We start from the raw sequence: 25760 nt of genomic DNA, 5'->3' as shown, positions 1-25760 counted from the left end.
GGAATGTCCTGAGCCAAGCGAATAAAGTGAGGCGGGAGCATACAGTTCCCGCCCGTTGAATTAAGTATATATTGCTGAGGCACAATAATGAGTAATGCATTGCGGATCGGTGTCGCCGGACTTGGCACCGTAGGAGCATCGGTTTTGCGCATTCTGCGCGATAAAGCCGAAATGATGACAAGGCAATGCGGACGCGAAATTGTAGTGACTGCGGTCAGCGCACGTGACCGTACGCGTGACCGTGGTGTTGATCTCAGCAATATTGAATGGTTCGATGATCCGGTTGCACTGGCAAAATCAGATAATATTGATGTTTTTGTTGAGCTGGTTGGCGGCTCGGAAGGTACTGCACGTGCTGCTGTGGAGGCTGCACTCAATTCCGGTCGCCATGTGGTGACTGCCAATAAAGCCTTGCTGGCTTATCATGGTGTGGAACTGGCCAAAATCGCGGAAGCCAAGGGCGTGTTGCTGAATTTTGAAGCAGCAGTTGCAGGCGGCATTCCGGTGATTAAGGCGATGCGTGAATCGCTGACCGGTAATACTGTGTCGCGCGTTTACGGTATTATGAACGGTACTTGTAATTATATCCTGACCCGTATGGGTGAGGAGGGGATTTCCTTCACCGAATGTCTGAAAGATGCACAGCGTCTTGGTTATGCAGAAGCTGATCCGACATTTGATATTGAAGGCAATGACACGGCGCATAAGCTGGCACTGCTGACCAGTATTGCCTTTGGCACGCAGATTGCCGCTGACGATATTTATCTGGAAGGGATCAGCAATATTTCGCTTGCGGATATCCGTGCAGCGGAAGAGCTTGGCTATAAAATCAAGCTGCTCGGCGTGGCTCAGAAGACAGAAACCGGTGTGGAGCAGCGTGTGCATCCGACATTGGTGCCAACTTCTTCTGTTATTGCGCAGGTGCATGGCGTGACCAATGCGGTGGCGATTGAAACCGACCTTCTCGGCGAGTTGTTGCTTTCAGGTCCGGGTGCCGGCGGCAATGCCACGGCCTCTGCTGTGATTGGTGATATTGCCGATATCGGTAAGAGCCGTCCGGGCTTCCAGCACGGGCCGGTCTTCGGTACGCCTGCAAAAGATCTGAAGCCGACAGCGCGCGCGAAAATGCGTTCTCATGCCGGTGGTTATTTCATTCGCCTGAATGTGCATGATCGCGCCGGAGTGTTTGCAACGATTGCCAAGCGCATGGCGGAAAATGATATTTCGCTGGAATCTATCGTTCAGCGCGGCACGGGTGCCAATGTCGAAGAGGCTGTGATTAAAACAGTTGTTCTCGTAACCCATGCAACCACGGAATCAGCGGTTAAGCAGGCTTTGAAGGCGATTACCGAAGATGGTGATCTCTTCGACAAGCCGCAGATGATCCGCATTGAGCGTGCGGGGTAGAGCATAATTCCTTAAACTTGGATCAGTTTAAGGTAAAATTATGCTCTCATTTTAAAGTGTTAGAGCGAGTTTTGTGTGCCAAGCCTGGCACACGGCGCTCTAATAAAGACAGAAATTGATAAAAACCGCCGGAATCTCCGGCGGTTTTTTGTTGCGGATAGCTCTTGTCAGCAAAAAATCTATTTGATAAATTTCTGAGCAGCTCAATGCAGTTTAAGAAAGGAGGGCCGTAAGATGTTTTCTCTGCGACATCAGCATCATCACACATTCGGCCCTGATTACGCCCTGTCTCATTAATTTGTGCAGGGCCGATTAAGACTGTAAAATCTGTCTTTATCAGCCTTTTCTGAAAGGTGCAGTTCTGCTTGGAGCATGCTGCATCTGATTTGAGCCATCCCGTTACCAGTTCGCATCTATGCGATGTTCTGTGCGGCTATGGCAAATTCTGAGCTGATCTTATGTCCTACCTTAATCTTCAAAATCTTTCTCTTACTCTGTCCGTTGAACTGTTTCGCAATTTAAGCCTCGTTGTCGGTGAGGGTGAACGCATTGGCGTGGTTGCCGCCAACGGTCGCGGCAAATCCAGCCTGATGCGTATTATCGGCGGTGAGCTGGAGCCAACGGATGGTCTGGTGACCCGTGCCCGTGGTTTGAAAACCGGCGTGGTGCCGCAATATGTGCCGCAGGACTGGCTGGATATTTCTTTATATAATGTGGTGCTGAGCGGGCTGGATGAAGACGCGCAGCTGCATGAAAGCTGGCGCGTTGATATTATTCTCGACGATCTGAGTGTGCCGCAGGATATGCGTGACCGTGCAATGCGGCAGTTGAGTGGTGGCTGGCAGCGCCTTGCTTTGCTGGCGCGAACGCAGATTGCCGAGCCCGATCTGTTGCTGCTGGACGAGCCGACCAACCATCTGGATTTGGAAAAAATCCATCTACTTGAAGGCTGGCTGAATGATCTGCCGCGTTCAACAGCAGTGATTATGTGCAGCCATGACCGTGCTTTTCTCGATGCTGTGACCAAGCGTACATTGTTTTTGCGGCCTGAAAATTCGCAAATCTATGCTCTGTCTTATAGCCGTGCCCGTGTCGCATTGGATGAGGCCGATGCTGCGGATGCGCGCCAATATCAGAAAGATATGAAAACCGCACAGCAATTGCGCAAACAGGCGGCCAAACTCAATAATATTGGTATCAATTCGGGCAGTGACCTGCTGGTGATAAAAACCAAACAGCTGAAGGACCGTGCGGAGAGGTTGGAAGATGCTGCCAAGCCTGCGCATCTGGAGCGGTCTGCCGGTGTTATCAGGCTGGCAGGGCAGAGCAGTCATGCCCGTGCACTGGTGGTGATTGATAATCTTGATGTGGTCACACCGGATAATCGCATTCTTTATAAAACCGGCCGTTTATGGATCAATCCGGGTGATCGTATTGTACTGCTGGGTGCCAATGGTACCGGTAAAACGCGGTTGCTGACTATGGTACGGAATGTGATTACGGGTGTTGAGCCGGAAAGTTCGGCACTTAAAGCCACGCCGTCACTGGTGCTGGGCTATAGCGATCAGGCATTGTCAGAACTGAATGACAAGCATACGCCGCTGGAAACCATCATTCGTCGTTTTGATATCGGCGATCAGAAAGCGCGTTCGCTGCTGGCAGGGGCGGGTATGAATATTGATATGCAGGGGAAGGCGGTTGCACGACTTTCCGGCGGACAAAAAGCGCGGCTGGCTATGCTGGTGCTACGGCTGACACATCCGAATTTCTATATTCTTGATGAACCGACCAACCATCTGGATATTGAGGGGCAGGAGGCGCTGGAAGCGGAACTGCTGAACAGCGATGCCGCCTGTCTGCTGGTGTCGCATGACCGCAGTTTCGTGCGCAATACCGGCAATCGTTTCTGGCAGATTGTGAAGAATAAGCTGGTTGAAGTGGAGTCACCGGAAGCATTCTTTGAAGAAGCCGGACAGCTTGCGGGCTGAATAGTCTGATATATAATAAAAGATACCGGCAGTGTAATTCTTACGAAAATACACTGCCGGTATCACTCGTTTTCAAATGTGATGGTTTTTCAACCGAGTATAATCGATTTACTTTTTCTCCCCGCGCTTTATCCCTTGCAGGGAGAGCCCGACTTTGCCAAAAGATGGCGACCATGTCTGACAATCCCCTGTCATCATAATCGGCTACAGCAGTTTTGTATCCGTTGCGCAGCGATACTATTCCGGATTGCAGGCATATCTTTCGATAACGAATTTAGGACTGTTTAAATGGCCAATTCTGCAGATCAGACCCCGCAGGGTCTCGACCGTATTCTGACACTCGAGCTGGTTCGCGTGACCGAGCGCGCCGCTGTGGCTGCTGCCCGTCTGCGTGGCCGCGGTGATGAAAAAGCTGCGGATCAGGTTGCTGTTGACGCAATGCGTAAAGAGCTGAACCGCCTGCCGATCTCCGGTACTGTTGTTATCGGTGAAGGTGAACGCGACGAAGCCCCGATGCTCTATATCGGTGAAGAAGTTGGCACCCGCAACGGCCCTGAAGTCGACATCGCGCTCGACCCGCTGGAAGGTACCACCATCTGCGCCAAAAACCTGCCAAACTCGCTGGCTGTTGTAGCGATTGCTGAAAAAGGCAATCTGCTTTACGCACCGGACGTTTACATGCAGAAAATCGCTGTTGGTCCGGGCTATCCGCGCGGCGTTGTAGATATTGACGCCTCCGCCACTGAAAACCTGAACGCACTGGCAAAAGCCAAAGGCGTTAAAGTCAACGAAATCACTGCCTGCATTATGGATCGTCCGCGTCACGCACGCCTGATCGAAGAAGTCCGCGCAACCGGTGCTGCAATCCGTCTGATCGGTGATGGTGACGTTGCCGGTGTTATGCACACCACCAATCCGGATGAAACCGGCATTGATATCTATCTCGGCATTGGCGGCGCGCCTGAAGGCGTTCTGGCAGCTGCAGCTCTGCGCTGCATCGGCGGCCAGATGCAGGGTCGTCTGCAGTTCAATTCTGATGACCAGATCGCCCGCGCTCTGAAAATGGGCGTAACAGACCCGAACAAAGTTTACTTGATGGAAGAAATGGCTAAAGGCGACGTGCTGTTTGCAGCCACCGGTGTAACCGACGGCAACATGCTCTCCGGCGTTAAATTTGCCCGCGACTACATCCAGACCCACACTATCGTCATGCGTGCTCAGTCACAGACTGTGCGTGAGATTAAAGCGCGGCACCAGGACCTCTCCAAGTTCGCGTAAAGTAAAAATCGCCAGCTTGGTCTGCAAATGGCGATTTCTGTGCTTCCGGTGCTCACGTACTATAAGTACGCTCCGCTCCGGTTCTCGAAATCACCATTTTCACCGCAACCTGATGATTTTTAGCCTCGGCGCTACAAGAACAGCTACGAGAGTGGCACCACAATTAAATTCTGCTATAAGGCGACATTGAAAAATGTCGCCTTTGTTGTTTGTAAAAACAGGAGTTGCCCGCGTGGATATGAATGAGCGTTTGTTTCTCGGAATACGTTCTTCTGCAACGGGCATGAAATGGGTTGATCGTTTAGGTCTGCGGGAAGCCAATACCGCCCTCGCTATCGCCCAGAATTACGGCATTCCCGATCTGGTTTCCCGCGTTATGGCCGGTCGTGGCGTTGGCCTTGAAGCTGCCGAAGAATTTCTCAATCCGAGCATCCGCTCCCTGATGCCTGATCCGCTGACTTTAACGGATATGAAACAGGCTGCCGTGCGTATTGCCGATGCTATTCAGCGCCGTGAGAATGTTGCAATCTTTGGTGATTATGACGTCGATGGTGCCTGTTCATCGGCGCTGCTGTCCCGCTTTCTCAATGCCTATGACATCAGGAATGTCATTTATATTCCGGATCGTATTTTTGAAGGCTATGGTCCAAATCCCGATGCCATGCGCGAGCTGGTTGCCAAAGGTGCGTCTCTGATCGTGACTGTGGACTGCGGTACCAATAGTGCCGTGTCGATTACCGCTGCGAAAGAGGCCGGTGCCGATGTTGTGGTTCTCGACCACCATCAGCTTGGCGGTGCCTTGCCGGAAGATGCCGCCGCGATTGTTAACCCGAACCGTGAGGATGACATTTCAGGGCAGGGGCATCTCTGCGCCGCCGGTGTTGTCTTTATGACTTTGGTGCAATTGGCACGGGAATTACGTGAGCGCGGTATCAAAGCAGCAAATGGTGTGCCGGATTTACTGGGCTATCTCGATCTGGTCGGCTTGGCCACAGTTTGTGATGTGGTGCCGCTGATCGGTGTGAATCGTGCCTTTGTTGTCAAAGGCTTGCTTGCTGCCCGCAATCAGAGCAATGCAGGTTTGGCGGCTTTGGCGCGGGTTTCGCGTATCGGTGAACCGCTCAATAGTTTCCATTTTGGTTTTCTCATTGGTCCCCGCATTAATGCAGGAGGGCGTATCGGTAATGCTGCTCTGGGCAGTCGTTTGCTGACACTGGATGACCCTGTTGAAGCCAATACCATCGCCGAAGAGCTGGACAGATTGAATGCCGAGCGTCAGGCGATGGAAGCAGTGATGTTGCAGCAGGCAGAGGCGGAAGCTTTTGCTGAGCTTTCCGGCAAGTCAGGGCCTGCGGTCTTGGTTACTGCGAATGAAGACTGGCATCCGGGTATTGTTGGTCTGCTGGCTTCCCGTCTGAAAGATAAGGCTAAACGCCCGACTTTTGCCATTGCCTTTAACGGTAATGGCATGGGCACCGGTTCCGGGCGTTCGATCAGCGGTTTTGATCTGGGTAAGCTGGTGCGCAAAGCCGTTGAACAGGGCTTGTTGGTCAAAGGTGGCGGACACGCTATGGCGGCCGGTATCACTGTGGAGAAATCCAAACTCGGTGCTTTGCGGGCATTTTTTGAAGAACAGGCTGCCGAGCAGGTGGATGAATTGCGCGCTGAACAAAGTCTGGCGATTGATGGTGCGGTTTCAGCCACCGGCGCCACTGTTGCACTGTATAATGCTTTGGAAAAAGCAGGGCCTTATGGTGCCGGTCATGTGCAGCCGCTGCTGGCACTGCCAAACCATACAATCGCTGATGTGCGTGTTGTCGGGCGCGATCATGTGAAGGTTGCTCTGAAAGGGCTGGACGGCAAACGTGTCGACGGTATTGCCTTCCGTGCTGCTGACAGTGATCTTGGGCGTTTCCTGTTCGATCAGGCCGGACACATGGTACATGTCGCCGGCCATTTATCACTCAATCACTGGAATGGCTCTGTTTCAACGCAGATCCGCATCGTGGATGCGGCGAAAGTCGATCTCTCGCGCCAATAGTGTCTGATCCAAAAGTCGCCTGATTTAGCTCAGTAGATTGGGCTGCAAATGGCAGCCGCTTTTTGATTCAGACTCTAACCAAATTGCTGAGTTCTGCTCACCAGCTACCGGTATTCTCCATAGATGCCCATGGCTCCTGCGGTGCAAGTTTTTCGCCTTTTTGCAGAATTTCAATAGAAATACCGTCCGGTGATTTCACAAAAGCCATGCGGCCGTCGCGCGGCGGACGGTTAATGACAACGCCTTTGTCTTTCAGGTTTTGGCAGAAGTCATAAATATTATCGACCTCATAGGCAAGATGGCCGAAATTGCGCCCGCCGCTATAGGTTTCCGCATCCCAGTTATAGGTCAGTTCCAGCTCCGGTGCGCGGGAATTTTCTGCATTTTCCTGATCTTTCGACGCGCTGAGGAAGATCAAAGTGAAGCGCCCTTGTTCACTTTCCGTGCGGCGTGTTTCCACCAGTCCGAATTTTCCAACAAAAAAATCCAGTGACTCATCAATGTCACGAATACGGATCATGGTGTGCAAATAGCGCATGTTTGCCTCCTGTTTTACCCTGTTTGATCCTGTCTGTTTTAGCAGGTGTCATATTTAAAACAGGGCAGATTTGAAATAGTTCACCGCTGTTTTAGCATGGCTGCTCATAAAGTCTGTGATCGAAACAGGAATATTGAAAGTTTGCTCTTGCCGGATACGGTTAAGGAAGTGTTATCTTGAAGATGAGAATCAACCTGATTTGCCCGGCAGATGAAAGGAGGAGCGTGCCATGACTGACAAGTCTTTGTCCCATGAGTTTATGGATGGTACCAACTCCGCTGAGGATGCAACCGATATTGTCGAGATTTCCGGCGTCATTAAATGGTTCGACGTCGCGAAGGGCTATGGTTTTGTCGTTCCCGATCAGGACGGCTACGGTGATATTCTTGTTCATGTGACGACATTGCGCCGTGACGGTTTTCAGACCGCGCAGGAAGGTGCGCGTGTTGTTTGCGAAATTCGCCGCGGTGAACGCGGCTGGCAATGTTTCCGCGTTTTGTCTCTCGACCTTTCCGATGTTGCGCATCCTTCAACTCTGCCGCCTGCACGTACCCATGTTGTGGTTACGCCGTCGAGCGGGCTGGAGCGGGCAATTGTCAAATGGTTCAACCGTACCAAAGGTTTTGGCTTTTTAAGTCGCGGTGAGGGAACGGAAGATATTTTTGTTCATATGGAAACGCTGCGTCGCTTCGGTATGATGGAACTGCGTCCGGGACAGGTGGTTCTGGTGCGGTTCGGTCATGGTGATAAAGGGCTGATGGCGGCAGAAATTCATCCGGATATTGGTTCGCCTTTTACTAATCCGCATTAAAGCCGGTCTCTGACCGGTTTTTTTATATTTGCTATAATGGTCTGCACGTATATTTTCTCTCAAACATGTTTTGAAGTATGGTTTGCCCGATGAAACAGTGGTTTGCTTATTTGGTATTTGTGGCCGCGCTTTTGGGTGGCAGTTTTGCGGTAGCAGCGCAGGAAGAGCCGATGCGCGTTCCTTTGGATGCGCAGGCTTTGAAAATACAGACTGCATCGGGAGAGAAAAGTTTCGGGCTGGAAATTGCCGATACGGATCAGAAACGCAGTGCGGGACTGATGTATCGTAAGGATTTTCCGGCTGACCGTGCGATGATCTTTGTTTTCGGTGAAGAGCGTCCGGTGATGATGTGGATGGCCAATACGCCGCTGCCGCTGGATATGTTGTTTGTCCGTAATGACGGATCAATCGCGCGGGTTGCTGAAAATACGGTGCCCTTTTCAAAAGATATTGTTGCTTCCGGTGAGCCGGTGGCTTTTGTCATAGAAGTGAATGCAGGCATTGCCGCTAAACTTGGCATCAAGGCTGGTGATACAGTCAAGCACCGGATAATATGCGGGCAATGTCAATGAATTTGAGTCCTGTTGCGCTAAACAGGGCGGAAGATAAATCTCGGAAGTGAACTATGGTCGTGAATGTGAATGAAGTCCGTTATTTTGAACATGACGGATTAAAGCTGGCTTATCGTGATGAAGGACAAGGTGAGCCGGTTTTATTGATCCATGGTTTCGCATCTTCCGGTATGGTGAACTGGCTCAATCCGGGCTGGATTAAAACACTGACCGATGCCGGTTACCGCGCGATTGCAATTGATAATCGCGGCCATGGCCGTTCTGACAAGCCGCATGACCGTGAACTCTACTACCCGTCATTAATGGCGGCTGATGCTGTTGCCCTGCTGGATCATCTGAATATCGATAAAGCCCATGTTATGGGTTATTCCATGGGCGCGCGGATCAGTGCTTTTGCGGCGCTGGAACACCCGTCACGGGTGCATAGTCTGGTATTCGGAGGCTTAGGCATTGGTATGGTCACCGGTGCCGGTGACTGGGATCCGATTTATGATGCGCTGTTGTCGGAGGATGTGGACAGTATCACCCATCCGCGCGGTCTGATGTTCCGTAAATTCGCGGATCAGACAAAGAGCGACCGTTTTGCGCTTGCGGCCTGTGTTATCACCTCCAAAGAGCTTATTCCCGCACAGGCAGTGGCGATGATCAGCCAGCCTGCACTGGTTGCTGTCGGCACGAAGGATGATATTGCGGGTGATGCGCAGGATCTGGCCGATCTGATGCCGCATGCAACGGCTGTTGATATTCCTGACCGCGATCATATGCTGGCGGTCGGAGATAAAGTTTACAAGCAGGCTGTGCTGGAGTTTCTGAAGGCGCATCCGATTGGCTGAGTGCTGCCGGACAGGTTTTCTATGAAAATGTGACGATCCGCTCAGGTAATTTTACCGCAATAGCAGCAGAGGGATTTTCATCTCTTGTAATGCGGTTTAAACTCGCCCAGATAAATGCCGGAAGCAGCAATGTGAAGGACTGGCGAAAATAATCGGAAATATTTGGTTTCCGGTAAGATTTTCCAGCCATTTCAAAGCATTTGGCGGTTTCCGGTGATTGAAGAATAAGTGAATGCTGTAAAGCCAGGAGTGATGCAATGGCCGCACATGGTTCTGTTCCGGTGAGCAAGGTCGTCGATCATATGGATCCGATCTGGTATTCCGTGCGTGCTGAGGCCGAAGCTGCAGCCGTGAAAGAGCCGTTGCTGGCGGCGTTTTTGTATTCCACAGTGCTTAATCAAGGCAGTCTGGAAGATGTGGTTATGCATCGCATTTCCGAGCGTCTCGGTCATGCCGATGTGGCTGCTGATCTGCTGCGCCAGACTTTTGTAACGATGAGCAAAGCCTCGCCGGAATGGTCGCAGACTTTGCGCATTGATTTGCAGGCGGTTTATGACCGTGATCCTGCGGCAAACCGTTTTCTTGATCCTCTGCTTTATATGAAGGGCTTCCATGCCATCCAGACCCACCGCTTAGCGCATTGGCTGTGGAAAGAAGGACGCAAGGATTTCGCCTATTATCTGCAGAGCCGCTCTTCATCGATTTTCCAGACCGATATTCATCCGGCGGCGAAATTCGGCAGCGGTATTTTTCTCGATCATGCGACCGGCGTGGTTGTCGGTGAAACTGCGGTGGTCGGCGATGATGTGTCGATCCTGCATGAGGTAACACTGGGTGGGACCGGTAAAGCTGGCGGTGATCGTCATCCGAAAATCGGCCGTGGTGTGCTGATCGGCGCGGGGGCAAAAATTCTTGGCAATATCACTATCGGTGAATGCTCAAAAATTGCTGCCGGTTCTGTGGTGGTTAAAGCCGTGCCGGATAATGTGACGGTCGCCGGTGTTCCGGCGAAAGTGATTGGCAGTTGCGATTGTGCTGAGCCTTCGCGCGCGATGGATCAGCTGATTAATGCTGCTGAATAAAAGCACGCCCCGAAAAGTGTAAGCGCCTGCGCAGGGAAATCAGTTCGCCGGACTGATTTCTTATCCTGCTCCGATCAGATAAAGCGTGTGTAAGAATAAATGTACGCTAAGAAAAAGCGTGTATAGTTTTAGGATAAAGCGACATGTTGCCCCTTTACATATCGGGCACAGGGGCGCATGAGACAGCCCCGTAAAATGAAACAGGAGAATCCGTTTGAAACCCGAAGAAATCAAGAAACTGGACGCCTATTTCAAGCGGACTTTTGATAATCAGAACCTGACTGTTAAGGCGCGTCCGCGTAAGGATGACTCCTGCGAAGTCTATATGGATGATGAGTTTCTGGGCATCATCTATAAGGATGAAGATGAGGGCGAACTGTCCTACAACTTCTCCATGGCCATTCTGGAAATGGACCTGTAATTTTAGCAACCCTGTTTGCTGAAGTTAAAAATCTTTTGAATTACAAATATTTATGGCGGCTTATGCATGAAGAGATTCATTCGCATCAGCCGCCGTTTTTATATTTAAGCCTTCAATCTGTGTAATCAGGTCGCAATAGCGTAAAATCTCTTGTGATGCGTTATATTATAACATATCAATATCGCCTTTCCGATAATGACGGACTGTGTGCTGAAGCGCGCATGACCCGTAACATGGCGATATTCAGGAGATGAAATGGAACAACGTTTACCTGTCACGGTTTTGTCCGGTTTTTTGGGCGCCGGAAAAACCACTTTGCTCAACCATATTCTGAACAATCGTGAAGAGGTACGTGTTGCCCTGATCGTGAATGATATGAGTGAAGTGAATATTGATGCGGCTTTGCTGCGTGATGGTGGCGCCAATCTGTCCCGCACACAGGAGCAACTGGTTGAGCTGACCAATGGCTGTATCTGCTGCACTTTGCGCGATGATCTTTTGCAGGAGGTGACGCAGCTCGCAAAACAGGGGCGGTTTGATTATCTGCTGATTGAATCAACCGGTATTTCCGAGCCGTTGCCGGTGGCTTCGACTTTTGAGTTTCGCGATGAGGAAGGTTTCAGCCTGTCTGATATTGCGCGGCTGGACACGATGGTTACGGTTGTCGACAGTGCTAATCTGTTGCGTGATTATGCATCGCAGGATTTTCTGAGTGATCGTGGCGAGACAGCCGGTGAGGGCGATGAGCGCGGTATTGTGGATTTGCTGGTGGAACAGATCGAGTTTGCCGATGTCGTGGTGCTGAACAAGATCAGCGAAGTTTCGCCTGCGCAAAGACAGGATATTTATAAAATTATCCGCGCACTCAATCCGGACTGCGATGTGGTCGACGCTGACTTCGGCAAAGTGCCTTTGGCGAAGATCATGAATACCGGTCGCTTCAGTTTTGAAAAGGCCGAGCAACATCCGTTATGGTTTAAAGAACTCTATGGTTTTAAAGATCATGTGCCGGAGACTGAGGAATATGGCATCCGTTCTTTTGTCTATCGTGAACGCCGCCCGTTTGATCCGGCTAAACTCCATGACTTCATTCAGCAAAGCTGGGCAGGGCTGATCCGCTCGAAGGGGTTTTTCTGGCTGGCCACCCGCCCGCGCTATGTGGGTGAGCTTAGTCAGGCGGGGGCATTATTGCGCACCGGCAAGCGCGGATTGTGGTGGGCGTCTATCCCGAAGCAATACTGGCCGGAAGATGAGGGCTGGCGTCAGTCTATGCAGCCTTATCTTGATCCGTTCTGGGGTGACCGGAGGCAGGAACTGGTTTTTATTGGTACTGCCGCGATGGATGAGGGGGCAATACGAACTGCGCTGGATAATTGTCTGGTTGAAGCCGATAATTTTGTGCCCGATGAATGGGCGTCGCTTTACGATCCGTTCGAGTCTTGGGATCAGCGCGTTGCATAGTTTATTATTTTAAAACAATATTTTACGCCTTTGCGTGAAGAAATAGATTCACGCAAAGGCTTACGCTTTTAAATCCCGATTGCCGAGGTTTCTTTAACCTCCTCCATCACCGGATAGGTATGGGTTTCACGAACACCTGGCAGCGAGAGCAGGGAGTCTGCCAGAAAGCGGCGATATTGTTCCATATCAGCCACGCGCGCTTTCACCAGATAGTCAAAACCGCCTGCCACCATATGGCATTCCATCACCACCGGATTGTTTTTTGTGGCCTCGGCAAAGGTTTCAAAAACTTCCGGTGTCGTGCGGTCGAGCTTGATTTCCACGAATACCAACATGGAGCGGTTGAGCATTTTCGGTGAGAGCTTTGCCGTATAGCCCAGCACATAACCATCGCGGGTTAAACGCTTGACCCGCTCGGCCGTTGCGGTCTGTGACAGGCTGATTTTCTCGGCCAGTTCGGCATTGGTCAGCTTGCCGTCCTCCTGCAATGCACGGAGGATCTTTTTGTCCATAGCGTCAATTTGCTTCATTTTAGCTAAAATTCCGATTTTTGCAGTGATATCCACCGAATAAGGCACTTTAATTAGTGAGATAAACTATATGAGATAAAATATACAGTTAAAAACCCGTCGCAAGACTCTACAGGAGCCTTTTTATGACACTGCCCAATACAGCCCTTTCAAACGCCCCTCAGGTTGTTTCTGAAAAGGCTCAGAATACAACCCTGCCACTGCCGCCTTTTACCGCGCCTTATGCGCCGGATGACCATGAGCTGGTCAGTGCATTGCTGGCCAGCGTAACATTTGATGATGCCGCCAACCGCCGCATTGATGCGCGGGCTTCGGAATTCATCACCAATATCCGCAAGCAGTCCAAAGGGATTGGCGGTGTTGAAGACTTCCTGCGTGAATATGGCCTGTCCACCCGTGAAGGTCTGGCGCTGATGGTGCTGGCCGAAGCGCTTCTGCGCGTGCCGGACAGTGCGACACAGGACAAGCTGATAGAAGATAAGCTGAAACAGGGCAACTGGTCTGAGCATCGTGCGCAGGGTGATACATGGTTTGTATCCGCTTCCGCATGGGGCCTGGGTCTGGCGGCAAAAGTTATCCGTCCGGGCGAAACACCGGAAGGCGTTCTGTCTTCGCTGGTTAAGCGTATGGGCTTGCCGACAGTTCGCACAGCCACCAAACAGGCAATGCGCTTTCTCGGTTCGCATTTCGTGCTGGGTGAAAATATTCACGATGCATTGAAGCGCGCCAAAGTCGCTGAGAAAAAAGGCTATCGCCATTCTTTCGATATGCTGGGTGAAGGTGCCCGCACGGCAGAAGATGCCAAGCGCTATTATAAATCCTATTCCGATGCGATTGATGAAATCGGCAAAGCTGCCGGCAATGGGAAACTGCCGGATCGCATGGGTATTTCGGTCAAGCTCTCGGCGCTGCATCCGCGTTATCTGGCAACCCATCATGCGCAGGTGATGCGTGAACTGGTGCCGGATGTGCTGGCGCTGGCTCAGAAAGCCAAATCCTATGATCTGAACTTCACCATTGATGCGGAAGAAGCAGACCGTCTGGAACTGTCGCTTGATTTGATCGACCGCGTTTTCGCTGATCCGTCACTGGCTGGCTGGGATGGTTTTGGTCTGGCGATTCAGGCTTATCAGAAGCGCGCTTTGCCGGTGATCCAGCATATTGTTTCCCTGTGCGAAAAGACCGGACAGCGCATGATGGTGCGTCTGGTGAAGGGCGCTTACTGGGATACAGAGGTGAAGCGTACGCAGGAACGCGGTCTGGAAGACTATCCGGTCTTCACCCGCAAAGCTGCAACCGATGCGTCTTATATTGCCTGCGCCCGCTATATGCTGGATCAGCGTAAACATATTTTCCCGCAATTTGCCGGACATAACGCCCTGACAGTGGCGATGATTCTGGAAATGGCCGGAAATGATAAGAGCGGTTTCGAGTTCCAGCGCCTGCATGGCATGGGTGAAAGCTTGTTCAAACAGGTGACAGAAGCCGGTGAAAAGATTGCCTGCCGCGTTTATGCGCCTGTTGGCGGCTATCGCGACCTGCTGGCTTATCTGGTGCGTCGCCTGCTGGAAAATGGTGCAAACTCGTCGTTTGTTTCCGTTGTGGGCGATGAAAATGTACCGGTTGCAAGCCTGCTGAAGCGTCCGGTTGAAATTTTGAATGATGGCAGAGGCATGCGGAATGCAAATATTCCGTATCCTAAAGATATGTACGGGCAGCGTCGCAACTCTGCCGGACTTGAATTTGGTGACAGACTAGTATTGGGGACTTTTATGGACGGGATCGTTAAGGCGCGGGCGAATGTTGATGCAGTGCCATTATTTGCCGGTTTTGCTAAAAAAGGCTCCGGTCAGCCTGTATTGTCGCCGGTAGACGGTTCTCAGGTGGGTACAGTTGCCGAAGCAACTGCTGAAGATGCTGCAAAAGCTGTTGAAGTTGCACGTAAAGGCTTCGCCGGCTGGTCGCGCATGAGCGTTGAAGACCGCGCAACAGCGCTGGAACGTGCCGGTGATCTTCTGGAAAAGAACCGCGACCGTTTCATCGATCTTCTGTCGCGTGAAGCCGGTAAGACAATGGATGACGGTATTGCCGAAATTCGTGAAGCAGTTGATTTTTGCCGTTATTACGCTGCGGAAGCCCGTCGTCATTTTGCCAATGAAACCATTATGCCTGGCCCTACAGGTGAAGATAACCGTCTGCGTTATCGCGGTCGCGGTGTGTTCGTTTGTATCAGCCCGTGGAACTTCCCGCTGGCAATCTTCCTTGGTCAGGTGACCGCTGCGCTTGCTGCCGGTAATGCGGTTGTTGCCAAGCCTGCGGAACAGACCCCGCTGATCGCCTATGAAGCAATCAAGTTGCTTCACGAAGCCGGTGTGCCGCAGGATGCAGTGATTTATCTGCCGGGTGACGGTTCCGTTGGTGCTGCTCTGACATCGCATGCCCGCATTGACGGTGTGTGCTTCACCGGTTCGACCGATACAGCATGGGCAATCAACCGTACATTGGCGGCCAAGAAGGGCCCGATTGTGCCGCTGATCGCTGAAACCGGTGGTCTGAACGCCATGATCGTTGATGCGACTGCTCTGCCTGAGCAGGTTGCTGATGATGTTGTTATGTCGGCATTCCGTTCTGCCGGCCAGCGTTGTTCGGCTCTGCGTATTGTCTATCTTCAGGAAGATGTTGCTGACGGCATGCTGAAGATGATCGAAGGTGCAGCCCGTGAAATGCATCTCGGCAATCCGGCTCTGGAAACCACAGATATCGGCCCGATCATTGATCGTGAACAGCAGGCCATGCTGAACGACTATGTTGAGCAGATGAAGGGCAAAGCCAAGGTGACCAAGGTTGGCGTGACACCGGAAGGTGAATTGCAGGCAGGTCATTTCTTTGCACCGCATATCATTGAACTGAAAGATGCATCGGAACTGACACGCGAAGTGTTTGGTCCGGTTCTCCATGTCGTGCGCTGGAAAGCATCTGAACTTGATAATGTTCTCGATCAGGTTGCCAATTCGGGCTTCGGTCTGACCTTTGGTCTCCATAGCCGTATTGAAGCGGTTGTGGCCCGTGCGGTTGAGCGTCTGGATGTGGGTAATATCTATATCAACCGTAACACAATCGGTGCGGTTGTCGGTACGCAGCCATTCGGCGGTTCCGGACTGTCCGGCACCGGCCCTAAGGCTGGTGGCCCGAACTATCTGCTGCGCTTTGCGCTGGAGCAGGTCGTATCGGTTAACACCGCAGCAGCCGGTGGTAACGCTTCGCTGATCGCGATGGGCGAATAATATAGCCAACGCGATTGCCCTCAATCAGGGCAATATGTTGCGTTTTATCGAAAAAGAATCGCCCGCCGCATAAAATGTGGCGGGCGATTTTTTATTTGCTGTTTTGCACAGAATTCCGTTGACGAAAAATACAACCTGAGGTAGTTTTGATCTTGTACTGAAAAGCATACTTCACTTAGTTATTTTAGATCTGAGCATAATATTTTTTTGAAATTAATTGCTTTTGAAAAGCGGGACGGGCAAATCTTCCCCATATGATCGCCTGCCTGACAGTTCGCATATCGGACATTTTAACCCGGATCTTTTTGCTGATCCGGGTTTTCTTTTGGAAGTTTTTGATTGATGGCTTGATATAAGCTTCTGTTATTGTACTGTTATATGAAAATGTGTTCTTCATCGGATGAGGCAGTTCTCAGAGGTTTGATGTGGTGAAAAGGGTGTGAGCGTTTGAGTATTTGCACAGCGGTGACTCATTGTGCGGGCTCATGTTGTGTGTTGAATGGGCTTGATCGGCGTTTATTCGAATGAAATTTAAAATGCAATTTTAAGATGTATATATTTATTCTGCGCAATAATATCTTTTCCGCAAAGTGCTGGAACAGAAGAGCTTGCAAGGTCTGAAAAACAGAGCTAAAAATAGCGCATGACTAATTTTACTTTTGCATCTCTTATTTGGTGGTGGGCTCGCTTCTAGCGGCCAACGCAGACATTTGCATAAGTGTCATTCAGGTCGCTCAGGGGTTCACCGGGCGGCCGTTTTTATTTTCTGCCCTGAAATCCTGAAACGCCTGAGTATCTACTTAAAATCAAAGCAGAGATGCTTTGTTGAAAAACAGGTGCGAAACCGGCCGTTTGGCAGTATAGGGATCGCAGCAACAGGAGCAGAGCGATTATGGCAAAAACTGCCGATCAGGATCAGCACGATCATATCACGCAGGGCGGCATTACTGTCGCACGCCGCCGTCATCTGGTGGATTACAAAACGGCTATCGACAAGCGTATTGATGCGCTGGATACAAGACGCGGCGCGGTCTTTTCATCCAATTATGAATATCCGGGTCGTTACACACGCTGGGATACGGCAATCATTGATCCGCCGCTGGTGATTACTTCCAAAGGCCGCTCTATGCGCATTGAAGCGCTGAATGCCCGTGGTGAAATTCTGCTTGGCGGTATCCGCCCTGTGATCGGTGCTTTGCAAGAAGTGACGATTAATGATGAAACAGAGCAAAAAATCCAGCTGACGATTGCTGAGCCGACACGCCAATATATGGAAGAAGAACGCTCGCGTATGCCGTCGGTCTTCACCGTGCTGCGTGAGATCGTCTCTCTGTTCTATTCCGAGGAAGACAGCAATCTCGGCCTTTACGGTGCTTTTGGCTATGATCTGGCCTTCCAGTTCGAGCCGATTACTTACAAGCTGAAACGCCCTGAAGATCAGCGCGATCTGGTCCTGTTTTTGCCGGATGAAATTCTTGTCGTTGACCATTATTCTGCAAGAGCATGGGTGGATTCCTACGATTTCACTGTCGGCAATAAGAAAACAGACGGCTTGCCGCGTGAAACACCGTCTGACGTGTTTAAAGCAGCTGAAAAATTGCAGGCAAAAGGCGATCACCAAAAGGGTGAATATGCTGCACTGGTTGAACGCGCTAAAGAAAGCTTCAAATGCGGTGATCTTTTTGAAGTGGTGCCGGGGCAGATTTTCTATGAAAAGTGCGAAAACCAGCCGTCAGCCATTTCCCGCAAGCTGAAAAGCATTAACCCGTCACCATATTCTTTTTTCATCAATCTGGGTGAGCAGGAATATCTGATTGGTGCTTCACCGGAAATGTTTGTGCGGGTGAATGGCCGCCGCATTGAAACCTGCCCGATCTCCGGCACGATCAAACGCGGTGAAGATGCGATTTCAGATTCCGAGCAGATTCTGAAACTGCTCAATTCCAAAAAAGATGAATCCGAACTGACCATGTGTTCCGATGTGGATCGCAATGATAAAAGCCGCGTTTGCGAGCCGGAATCGGTGCGTGTAATCGGTCGTCGTCAGATCGAGATGTATTCCCGCTTGATCCATACGGTTGACCATATTGAAGGTCGCCTGCGTGATGGTATGGATGCTTTTGACGGTTTCCTTAGCCATGCATGGGCTGTAACCGTGACCGGTGCGCCTAAACTCTGGGCGATGCGCTTCATTGAAGAAAATGAGCGCAGCCCACGCGCTTGGTATGGCGGTGCGGTTGGCATGATGCATTTCAACGGCGATATGAATACCGGTCTGACGCTGCGCACTATCCGCATTAAAGATGGTGTGGCGCAGGTGCGGGCAGGGGCGACTTTGCTCTATGATTCAAACCCGCAGGAAGAAGAAGCCGAAACCGAGCTGAAAGCATCGGCGATGCTGACAGCAATCCGTGAGGCGCATATTAAGCCGGAATTGCAGGAGAAGGCGCAGTCTATGAAGGCAGGAACCGGAATTTCTGTTCTGCTGGTCGATCACGAAGATTCCTTCGTGCATACGCTTGCCAATTATTTCCGCCAGACCGGTGCCAATGTGGCAACCGTGCGTTCGCCGGTGAGTGATGAAATCTTTGACCGTTTCAAACCGGATCTGCTGGTACTGTCACCGGGGCCTGGTACGCCGAAAGATTTCGACTGCACGAATACAATCCGCAAAGCGCGTGACCGTGATTTGCCGGTTTTTGGTGTATGTCTGGGCTTGCAAGCCTTGACGGAAGCCTATGGCGGCTCGCTGAAACAGCTGGAAATTCCGATGCATGGCAAGCCGTCACGGATTAAAATTCTGAAAAACGGTGTGGTCTTTGACGGTCTCGGACAGGAAGTTACCGTTGGCCGCTATCATTCGCTTTATGCGGATAAGGCAACATTGCCAGCAGATTTTATTATTACTGCTGAGACAGATGACGGCGTTATCATGGGCTTCGAACATGCAAAAGAGCCGGTGGCTGCAGTACAGTTCCATCCGGAGTCAATCATGACGCTTGGCGGCAATGCCGGTATGCAGATGATTGAGAATGTGGTGTCGAAGCTCGTTAAAAAATAAGCATTGATGATGCTTTAAACAAAAAAGCCGCAGATGAAAATCTGCGGCTTTTTTGTTTTCTGTTTTTAAATCCACGCTTCATCGCCGGTAAAACTCACGGTAATCCAGCGTTGTGGACCTGCGCCGCCGATTTCCTCGCCGATCTCTTCGCGGATTGCATCCAGCGTTGCGATCGAAGTTATCGGGAAGTTGGCGGGCAGAACGATGTGAATTTCAATGAAACGTGCGCGACCGATCTTGGCTGCATAGCTGGCATATTTTTTGAAGCCATGTTTGGCCTTCATTCTATCCATGATCTTGCGCACCCGCAGATCCATGCGTTCCGGTGTGACCAGCAAAATTTCGCGAAATGCACCCAGAACTGTTTTGAGCGGCGCAAAGATAAGGCCTGCCGACAGAAACAGCAAAATGGCGGGGTCTGTATAGACCGTCCATGGCTCAAAGGCCGTGCCCTGTAACAGCCATGCCAGACTGAAGGCGATCAGAAGAGCCAGCGTAATTAAAGCGGTCATCAGCCAGCTTTGCGTATCAAGCGTGATAAAATTCGATTTGAGCCGTTTATTGATCTTGTGCTGATAGGCCATCATGACAAAACAGATGATACAGACAATGACGGCGTAGAGAATTGCCCAGTCAAAATTCAGCTCTGTGCCGCCTTGCAGCAAGGTGCTGACGGCGTTGATGAAAGCATAGAGACAGAACAATATCAGCACGATGCCGTTAAAAGCGAGAACCAGTGGTTCAATATGCCAGAAACCATGCTGGAAGCGGCGTGTTCCTTCGCTGGTCAGGAGCCGCGCGACAAAAAGGGCAAGTATCGACATGACAGCATCGGTTGAGGAGAACATTCCGTCAAAAATGACTGCGCTGGAACCGGAGAGTATGCCGAAGACTATTCCGAAGAGGCCGATAAAGATTGTGACAAATATTGATCTTCGTAAAATCAGTTGTTCAAAACGTGCGAGACGTTGCATTTTAAAGGGTCTGCCTTTGTAGAAAGAACAACCATCTGTGAAACCGAAGGGCACAAGTATTTATGCCGTGAAAACGGTTTAGCTGGCTGCTTTTTTGTTTTTAGCACTTTTTCTGCGCTGATCCGGACAGATATTGTCTTATTACTGCTGTGCGTAATTTCGGATCGGGATGTTAAGCTGCGCATTTATGCATAGGCACTCTATATATTATTATTATGAAAATTAAAAGAGATGCCGCTTTTTGACCGTTTGGCACGTCAGTTTCGGATGGTTATCTGATTCGAATTGCCCGCTTTTCCCCATCTGTATTTGCAAATGATTTGCAGTTAAACCATATGTAAGTCTATGAATTTGCTGATTTATTAAAAATACAGCGCTGAGTGAAAACCAGTTGCAACTGGACGGCAGAAATTAGCGAAAAATGTCAGGTCCGGTACTTTAGAGATTTGGAATTGGCACATTTTGCGCTAAGGGTGATTACATCTCAGCGAGTGCTGAATTGAATTTATTTCGATGAGGGCGGCTTTGGATGACTGTTAAGCAGTCTCTGCATAAGCTGCCGAATTTTATAAACTGCAAAATTGTAAATCTCCGGCTGTCCCGTCGTTTTTCAACAAAACGGCGCAATGTCATGTTCGGAGAGATAAAAGGTTTGGATATGGATGCTAATCTGAGAATTCGGCGACTGGCTACATGGACAATTCCGGTATCCATCGGCGTGATGGCGCTTAAATATCTGGCCTATCTGCTTACCGGTTCGGTTGCGCTTTATTCCGATGCGCTGGAATCGATTGTCAATGTCATCGCTGCTGTCGGTGCATGGTGGGCAATTACAGTCAGTATTATGCCGGCAGACGGTAATCACCCTTACGGGCATCATAAAGCGGAATATCTTTCTGCTGTGGTTGAAGGTGTACTGATTGTTGTTGCGGCGCTGCTGATTGTGCGTGAGGCATTGAGTGCTCTGGAAACACCGCGCACGCTGGATGAACCATGGCTTGGACTGGGCATCAACCTGATTGCAGGCGTAATAAATATGCTCTGGGCAGGGCTGCTGATCCGTGTGGGACGCGCTGCCAAATCACCGGCTTTGCTGGCTGATGGCAAGCATATTATGACGGATGTGGTGACTTCCGCAGGCGTGCTGGTCGGCCTGGTTGCAGCAATTATCACCGGCTGGTCAATTCTTGATCCGATTTTGGCGATTGTTGTGGCACTCAATATTCTCTGGCAGGGCTGGCATGTTATCAATGCCTCCGTGCAGGGACTGATGGATGTGGGTGTTGAACCTGTTGAGGAAATGCAGATCCGCGATATTATTTCCACCAATGCCGAAGGGGCACTTGAGGTACATGACCTTAAAACCCGCATTGCCGGACGTGTGACTTTTATCGAATTTCATCTGGTTGTTGCGGCCGATATGACGGTCGGTGAATCGCATATTATCTGTGACCGGATCGAAGATGCGCTGCATGAGAAAATTGATAATTCACGGGTTGTGATTCATGTTGAGCCTGAGGATGAGGCAAAGCTTCCGCCGGGAACTGCAGCCGTTCCTTTCGCATAATGGAAATTTAATGCATTGATTTTTCATAATAAAAACGCTGTCCTGTCATTGTGCGGGGCAGCGTTTTTATTTTTCTCTGAATATGCCTGTAATTTTATTTCGTTTGCGGGGAAGTCTCTTGCAACTTGTTATCAAGGCGTATAGCATTTGTCCCATGAACAACGCGCATAATCATACCAGCTCTTTTGTGAGCTTCGGAGCAGATCAGGGCTTTGCAGCCGCTGAGTCTTGCGCGCGTCCACTCTCGCTTCTACTTCTACTCGGCCTTAGCGGCGATCGCCGGGCTCGTTGATTGGAGCGTCCGGCGGTCGTACAGAGCCGTCAGACTCATGCTCCGGTCAAAGAATCCGTTTCGATTGTGCCCGATTTTTCTGCATCTTCATTCTATAATTGAGCAGACAGGGCGTGTTTAAGGCGGCTGTATATTGCAGTTGCTGTGGCTGATGAGACTTTAAAATGACCAATATTATTTCCGCTTCCAAATCCCCTCGCAAAGGCATGCCGATTGCGGCCGAAAAATACACGCCGTTCAGAACGACAGTTTTGCAGGATCGCCAGTGGCCTTCAAAAATGATCGAAAAGGCACCGATCTGGTGTTCGGTTGATCTGCGTGACGGTAATCAGGCGCTGATTGACCCGATGGGGCATGATCGTAAAGCTCGTATGTTCCAGTTGCTGATGGATATGGGCTTTCCGGAAATTGAAATCGGCTTTCCGTCCGCTTCCCAGACTGATTTTGACTTCTGTCGCTGGGCGATTGAAGAAGGCAATGTGCCGGATGATGTGGATTTGCAGGTGCTGGTGCAGTGCCGTCCGGAATTGATCACCCGCACATTTGAGGCGCTGGAAGGCGCTAAGACCCCGATTATCCATTTCTACAATTCTACCAGTGAATTGCAGCGCCGCGTTGTATTCGGCAAGGATGTTGCCGGTATCAAGCAGATTGCCACCGATGCCGCCAAGATGATTATGGATATGGCTGCCAAAGCGGGCGGCGGCTATCGTTTCCAGTATTCACCGGAAAGCTTTACCGGCACCGAGCTGGAAGTGGCTTTGGAAATCTGTAATGCGGTGACGGAAATCGTTAAACCGACTGCTGAAAACAAACTGATCCTCAATCTGCCGTCCACGGTGGAAATGAACACCCCGAATGTCTATGCCGATCAGATCGAATGGATGTGCCGCAATCTGGATAATCGTGAAAACCTGATTATCTCTCTGCATCCGCATAATGACCGCGGTACAGGTATTGCCGCAACCGAACTGGGGCTGATGGCCGGTGCCGACCGCGTGGAAGGCACATTGTTCGGCAATGGCGAGCGCACCGGTAACGTTGATGTGGTGACACTGGCGCTGAATATGTTCACGCAAGGTATTGATCCTGAACTGGATTGCTCGGACATCAACCGCATGAAAGAAGTGTACGAATATTCCAATCAGCTGGTTATTCCTGAGCGTCATCCATATGTCGGTGAGCTGGTTTATACGGCGTTTTCCGGCTCGCATCAGGATGCGATCAACAAGGGTATGAAAGCCAAGAAAGGCGCGAATACACCGGTTTGGGAAGTGCCTTATCTGCCGATTGACCCGCAGGATGTCGGCCGTTCCTATGAAGCGATTATCCGTATCAATTCCCAGTCAGGTAAAGGCGGTATCGCTTATATTCTGCAGCAGGATTACGGTCTGAATATTCCGCGCAAGATGCAGGTGGAGTTCCGCGAAATCATTCAGCAGATTACGGATGATGAAGGTAAAGAACTGCAAGCCCCGCGTATTTATGAAGAGTTCAAGAAAGCCTATGTGAGCCAGCCTGGCTCGCGTTTGGAATTTGTTGATCACCACACTTTTGCAGATCCGGATAATAAAGCTGTCCGTATTATGCAGGCCGAGATCATTGATAATGGTGTGACAAAAACCATTGAAGGACGCGGCACCGGCCCTGTGGACGGCTTTATTGATGCGCTGTCAAAACATATCGGCATTGATATTTCCGTTGCCGATTATTCGGAACATTCGTTGCAGCGCGGTTCGGATGCATCGGCGATCAGCTATGTTGAACTGTCGCATCCGCAGGGTTCTGTGTTCGGTGTCGGGGTCAACCATAATATTGTGACGTCATCGCTTGCTGCGATTGTTTCCGCTGCAAACCGTCTGATTAAATAAAACTCTGTTCTTGTGACGGATAAAAGGCCTGAAACTATACGGTTTCTGGCCTTTTTGTTATAATGCCGGTCTAAAGTCATAAAATCGCCATGCATGAGATTGCCTGTAAAATGCAGCAAGATAAAAGGCGGCGGTATGAATAAAAGCGAAGATGATTTCACGATATATCCGCCTGCATCTGTGCCGGAGGCACATTTATCCGGTGAAGAACGGCTGAAAGCTGCAATCCGGCAGGCGAAAACTGCACAGGCCGACCGTCTCGACAGTATTACCGATATCAGAGAGACGGATATTGCCCGTCTGGAATTGCTGTTGCAGGATTTGCAGCCGGTTTTTGATGCGGTGCCGGCAACGGATGAGCAGTGGGATTTTTGCCTGAATAAAGGCATGCAACCGCGTTTGTGGCTGGATGCCAGCGCCTTTATAATGATTGCCCGCGACCGGCGCAGCTATCGTTTTGTCCGTGATACCCGTCTGGGGCGGATTATTCTGGCCGATAATAAAGATATCAAGGTCATTTCAGAAGCTGTGACGCGCTATATTGCCTCGCGGATTCTTGAGCGCGAGCGGCTGATGGATGACTGGACTTCTGAAGTCCCTGTTGCAGGGCAGCAGACCGCTGTCGCTGAAAATATCGCTGAGCAAACCAACAGCGCAGAAATTTCGGAAAATTCAACGCTGATTAAACTATTATGGTTTGCAGGCGGTACCTTGCTCGGCTGTCTGGTGCTGATTTTAGCGCTGCACTATTATGGCTTCACTCTGCCGATGCTGCCGGAATTGTTGCCGCGCTGATTTGCGGCGCAGCTTTGCCAAGCATTAATGTGCGTTCACCGATCAGCTGCACATCTGTATTTTCAGCGGTAAAACCATATTGCTGCCAATGGCATTGCCAGCTTTGCGGCTGATCAAGTGCTTCAATAGAAAACAGATTATAGCGCGCCGGTGGTTTTCGTCCTTCATGACCGATCGGATAGGGCGCCTGACTGGCCGATGGTACGCAGATCACCGGCACTGCGCCATTTGGAGACGCAATTTCATTATAAGTTGCCAGATGCGTATGGCCGTGCAGCACCAGTTCGGCACCGGCTTCACGGATCACTTTCTGAAAACGGCCAATGCCGAACAGCCGCTTATAGGCCGGTGTTGCATTGCGGATCGGCGGGTGATGAATCAGGATAACGCGGCACAGACCTTGCTCGCCGGTTTCAATCAGCATTTTTTTCAGCCGCGCGGCCTGTGCAGGCAAAAAATCACCGCTGGCCATGAACGGACCGGTGGCACGTGCAGAGCTGACGCCAATGATCGCCACGCCGTCACGCACACGCAAATAGGGAAATTGCGGACGTTTTTCACGATTGTCGATACCGTCGCCGCGCATCCACGGTTCCCATTTGCAGCAGGATTTATCCAGCGCACCCGGAACATAGGCATCGTGATTGCCCGGCACGAAAGAAACGTCTTCCTGTGAGCCGAGTTGTTTAAGCCATTCAAAGCCATTATCAATTTCAAGATTAAGCGCGAGATTTACCAGATCACCGGTGACGGCAATATGATCCGGCTTGTGGCTTTGCAGATCTTTAATCAGCCCTTCCAGCACCCAGTCATGCATGGCGCCTTTACGGTGACGCTTCCAGTTAATATAGCCGGTGATGCGTTTGGAGGCCAATTCGCGCAAGCGAACTTGCGGCAGCGGCGACAGATGAATGTCTGAAATATGGGCAAGTCTGAACATTGGCGAAGATTTAG

Annotated in this window: 20 protein-coding genes; 15 read left to right on the top strand and 5 right to left on the bottom strand. The window is 50.6% G+C overall.

Annotated elements, in window-relative coordinates:
• Nucleotides 1–87 precede the first annotated feature (87 nt).
• A complete protein-coding gene (locus KHQ09_RS11470; RefSeq protein ID WP_075656298.1) occupies nt 88–1407 on the top strand; it encodes a homoserine dehydrogenase in 1320 nt (439 codons plus the stop codon).
• A 46-nt stretch (nt 1408–1453) separates the two neighbouring features.
• Here KHQ09_RS11470 and KHQ09_RS11465 read toward each other — a convergent pair whose 3' ends face one another.
• Entirely contained in the window at nt 1454–1675 is a 222-nt protein-coding gene (locus KHQ09_RS11465; RefSeq protein ID WP_213598323.1) for a hypothetical protein, read from the bottom strand.
• 190 nt (nt 1676–1865) lie between these two features.
• Between KHQ09_RS11465 and KHQ09_RS11460 the strand changes: the two genes are divergently transcribed.
• The 3 genes from KHQ09_RS11460 (at nt 1866) to recJ (ending at nt 6714) form a co-directional block, all read left to right on the top strand.
• Nucleotides 1866–3395, top strand: coding sequence for an ABC-F family ATP-binding cassette domain-containing protein (locus KHQ09_RS11460; RefSeq protein WP_213598321.1), 1530 nt, complete (start codon nt 1866–1868; stop codon nt 3393–3395).
• Nucleotides 3396–3683: 288 nt separating this feature from the next.
• A complete protein-coding gene (glpX, locus tag KHQ09_RS11455) occupies nt 3684–4673 on the top strand; it encodes a class II fructose-bisphosphatase (RefSeq protein ID WP_022710910.1) in 990 nt (329 codons plus the stop codon).
• A gap of 238 nt (nt 4674–4911) precedes the next feature.
• Entirely contained in the window at nt 4912–6714 is a 1803-nt protein-coding gene (recJ, locus tag KHQ09_RS11450; protein ID WP_213599958.1) for a single-stranded-DNA-specific exonuclease RecJ, read from the top strand.
• A gap of 97 nt (nt 6715–6811) precedes the next feature.
• Here recJ and KHQ09_RS11445 read toward each other — a convergent pair whose 3' ends face one another.
• Nucleotides 6812–7252, bottom strand: coding sequence for a VOC family protein (locus tag KHQ09_RS11445; protein ID WP_213598319.1), 441 nt, complete (start codon nt 7250–7252; stop codon nt 6812–6814).
• A 229-nt stretch (nt 7253–7481) separates the two neighbouring features.
• Between KHQ09_RS11445 and KHQ09_RS11440 the strand changes: the two genes are divergently transcribed.
• The 6 genes from KHQ09_RS11440 to zigA all read left to right on the top strand — a co-directional run bounded on the left by KHQ09_RS11440 (nt 7482) and on the right by zigA (nt 12432).
• The gene (locus KHQ09_RS11440; RefSeq protein WP_022710913.1) at nt 7482–8063 is read left to right on the top strand and encodes a cold-shock protein; all 582 of its coding nucleotides are present in this window, start codon (nt 7482–7484) and stop codon (nt 8061–8063) included.
• Nucleotides 8064–8152: 89 nt separating this feature from the next.
• Entirely contained in the window at nt 8153–8635 is a 483-nt protein-coding gene (locus KHQ09_RS11435) for a DUF192 domain-containing protein (protein ID WP_213598317.1), read from the top strand.
• 53 nt (nt 8636–8688) lie between these two features.
• A complete protein-coding gene (locus tag KHQ09_RS11430) occupies nt 8689–9468 on the top strand; it encodes an alpha/beta fold hydrolase (protein ID WP_420801444.1) in 780 nt (259 codons plus the stop codon).
• Nucleotides 9469–9725: 257 nt separating this feature from the next.
• Nucleotides 9726–10550 carry a serine O-acetyltransferase gene (gene cysE / locus KHQ09_RS11425; protein ID WP_213598315.1) on the top strand — a complete coding sequence of 275 codons (825 nt, stop codon included), beginning with the start codon at nt 9726–9728 and terminating at the stop codon, nt 10548–10550.
• A 214-nt stretch (nt 10551–10764) separates the two neighbouring features.
• Entirely contained in the window at nt 10765–10971 is a 207-nt protein-coding gene (locus KHQ09_RS11420; protein ID WP_022710917.1) for a DUF3126 family protein, read from the top strand.
• 255 nt (nt 10972–11226) lie between these two features.
• Entirely contained in the window at nt 11227–12432 is a 1206-nt protein-coding gene (gene zigA / locus KHQ09_RS11415) for a zinc metallochaperone GTPase ZigA (RefSeq protein ID WP_213598313.1), read from the top strand.
• 68 nt (nt 12433–12500) lie between these two features.
• On the opposite strand, the gene KHQ09_RS11410 is transcribed toward zigA, so the two are convergent.
• On the bottom strand, nt 12501–12962 hold the full coding sequence (locus KHQ09_RS11410) for an Lrp/AsnC ligand binding domain-containing protein (RefSeq protein WP_075656316.1): 462 nt from the start codon (nt 12960–12962) through the stop codon (nt 12501–12503).
• Nucleotides 12963–13087: 125 nt separating this feature from the next.
• Here KHQ09_RS11410 and putA point away from each other — a divergent pair, with 125 nt between their 5' ends.
• Together putA and KHQ09_RS11400 are read left to right on the top strand one after the other, a co-directional pair.
• A complete protein-coding gene (gene putA / locus KHQ09_RS11405) occupies nt 13088–16246 on the top strand; it encodes a bifunctional proline dehydrogenase/L-glutamate gamma-semialdehyde dehydrogenase PutA (RefSeq protein ID WP_213598311.1) in 3159 nt (1052 codons plus the stop codon).
• 889 nt (nt 16247–17135) lie between these two features.
• A complete protein-coding gene (locus KHQ09_RS11400) occupies nt 17136–19307 on the top strand; it encodes an anthranilate synthase (RefSeq protein WP_213599954.1) in 2172 nt (723 codons plus the stop codon).
• 65 nt (nt 19308–19372) lie between these two features.
• Here the strand turns inward: KHQ09_RS11400 and KHQ09_RS11395 are convergent, their stop codons facing one another.
• Nucleotides 19373–20281 carry a cation diffusion facilitator family transporter gene (locus tag KHQ09_RS11395; protein WP_213598309.1) on the bottom strand — a complete coding sequence of 303 codons (909 nt, stop codon included), beginning with the start codon at nt 20279–20281 and terminating at the stop codon, nt 19373–19375.
• A 658-nt stretch (nt 20282–20939) separates the two neighbouring features.
• Between KHQ09_RS11395 and KHQ09_RS11390 the strand changes: the two genes are divergently transcribed.
• From KHQ09_RS11390 to KHQ09_RS11380, 3 genes are all read left to right on the top strand, one after another.
• Nucleotides 20940–21848, top strand: coding sequence for a cation diffusion facilitator family transporter (locus KHQ09_RS11390; RefSeq protein WP_213599952.1), 909 nt, complete (start codon nt 20940–20942; stop codon nt 21846–21848).
• 456 nt (nt 21849–22304) lie between these two features.
• Nucleotides 22305–24011, top strand: a complete 1707-nt coding sequence (gene leuA, locus KHQ09_RS11385) for a 2-isopropylmalate synthase (RefSeq protein WP_075656326.1) — start codon at nt 22305–22307, stop codon at nt 24009–24011.
• A gap of 135 nt (nt 24012–24146) precedes the next feature.
• Nucleotides 24147–24806 carry a hypothetical protein gene (locus KHQ09_RS11380; protein ID WP_213598307.1) on the top strand — a complete coding sequence of 220 codons (660 nt, stop codon included), beginning with the start codon at nt 24147–24149 and terminating at the stop codon, nt 24804–24806.
• On the opposite strand, the gene KHQ09_RS11375 is transcribed toward KHQ09_RS11380, so the two are convergent.
• Nucleotides 24769–25746: a metallophosphoesterase family protein gene (locus tag KHQ09_RS11375; protein WP_213598305.1), complete on the bottom strand. Its 978-nt coding sequence runs from the start codon at nt 25744–25746 to the stop codon at nt 24769–24771. The genes KHQ09_RS11380 and KHQ09_RS11375 overlap by 38 nt on opposite strands.
• Between the last annotated feature and the right edge of the window lie 14 nt (nt 25747–25760).

This window comes from Pseudochrobactrum algeriensis (assembly GCF_018436245.1).
GTDB lineage: Bacteria > Pseudomonadota > Alphaproteobacteria > Rhizobiales > Rhizobiaceae > Pseudochrobactrum > Pseudochrobactrum saccharolyticum.
The sequence above is the reverse complement of the archived record's forward strand: the minus strand, read 5'-3'. Positions and strand labels throughout refer to the sequence as shown.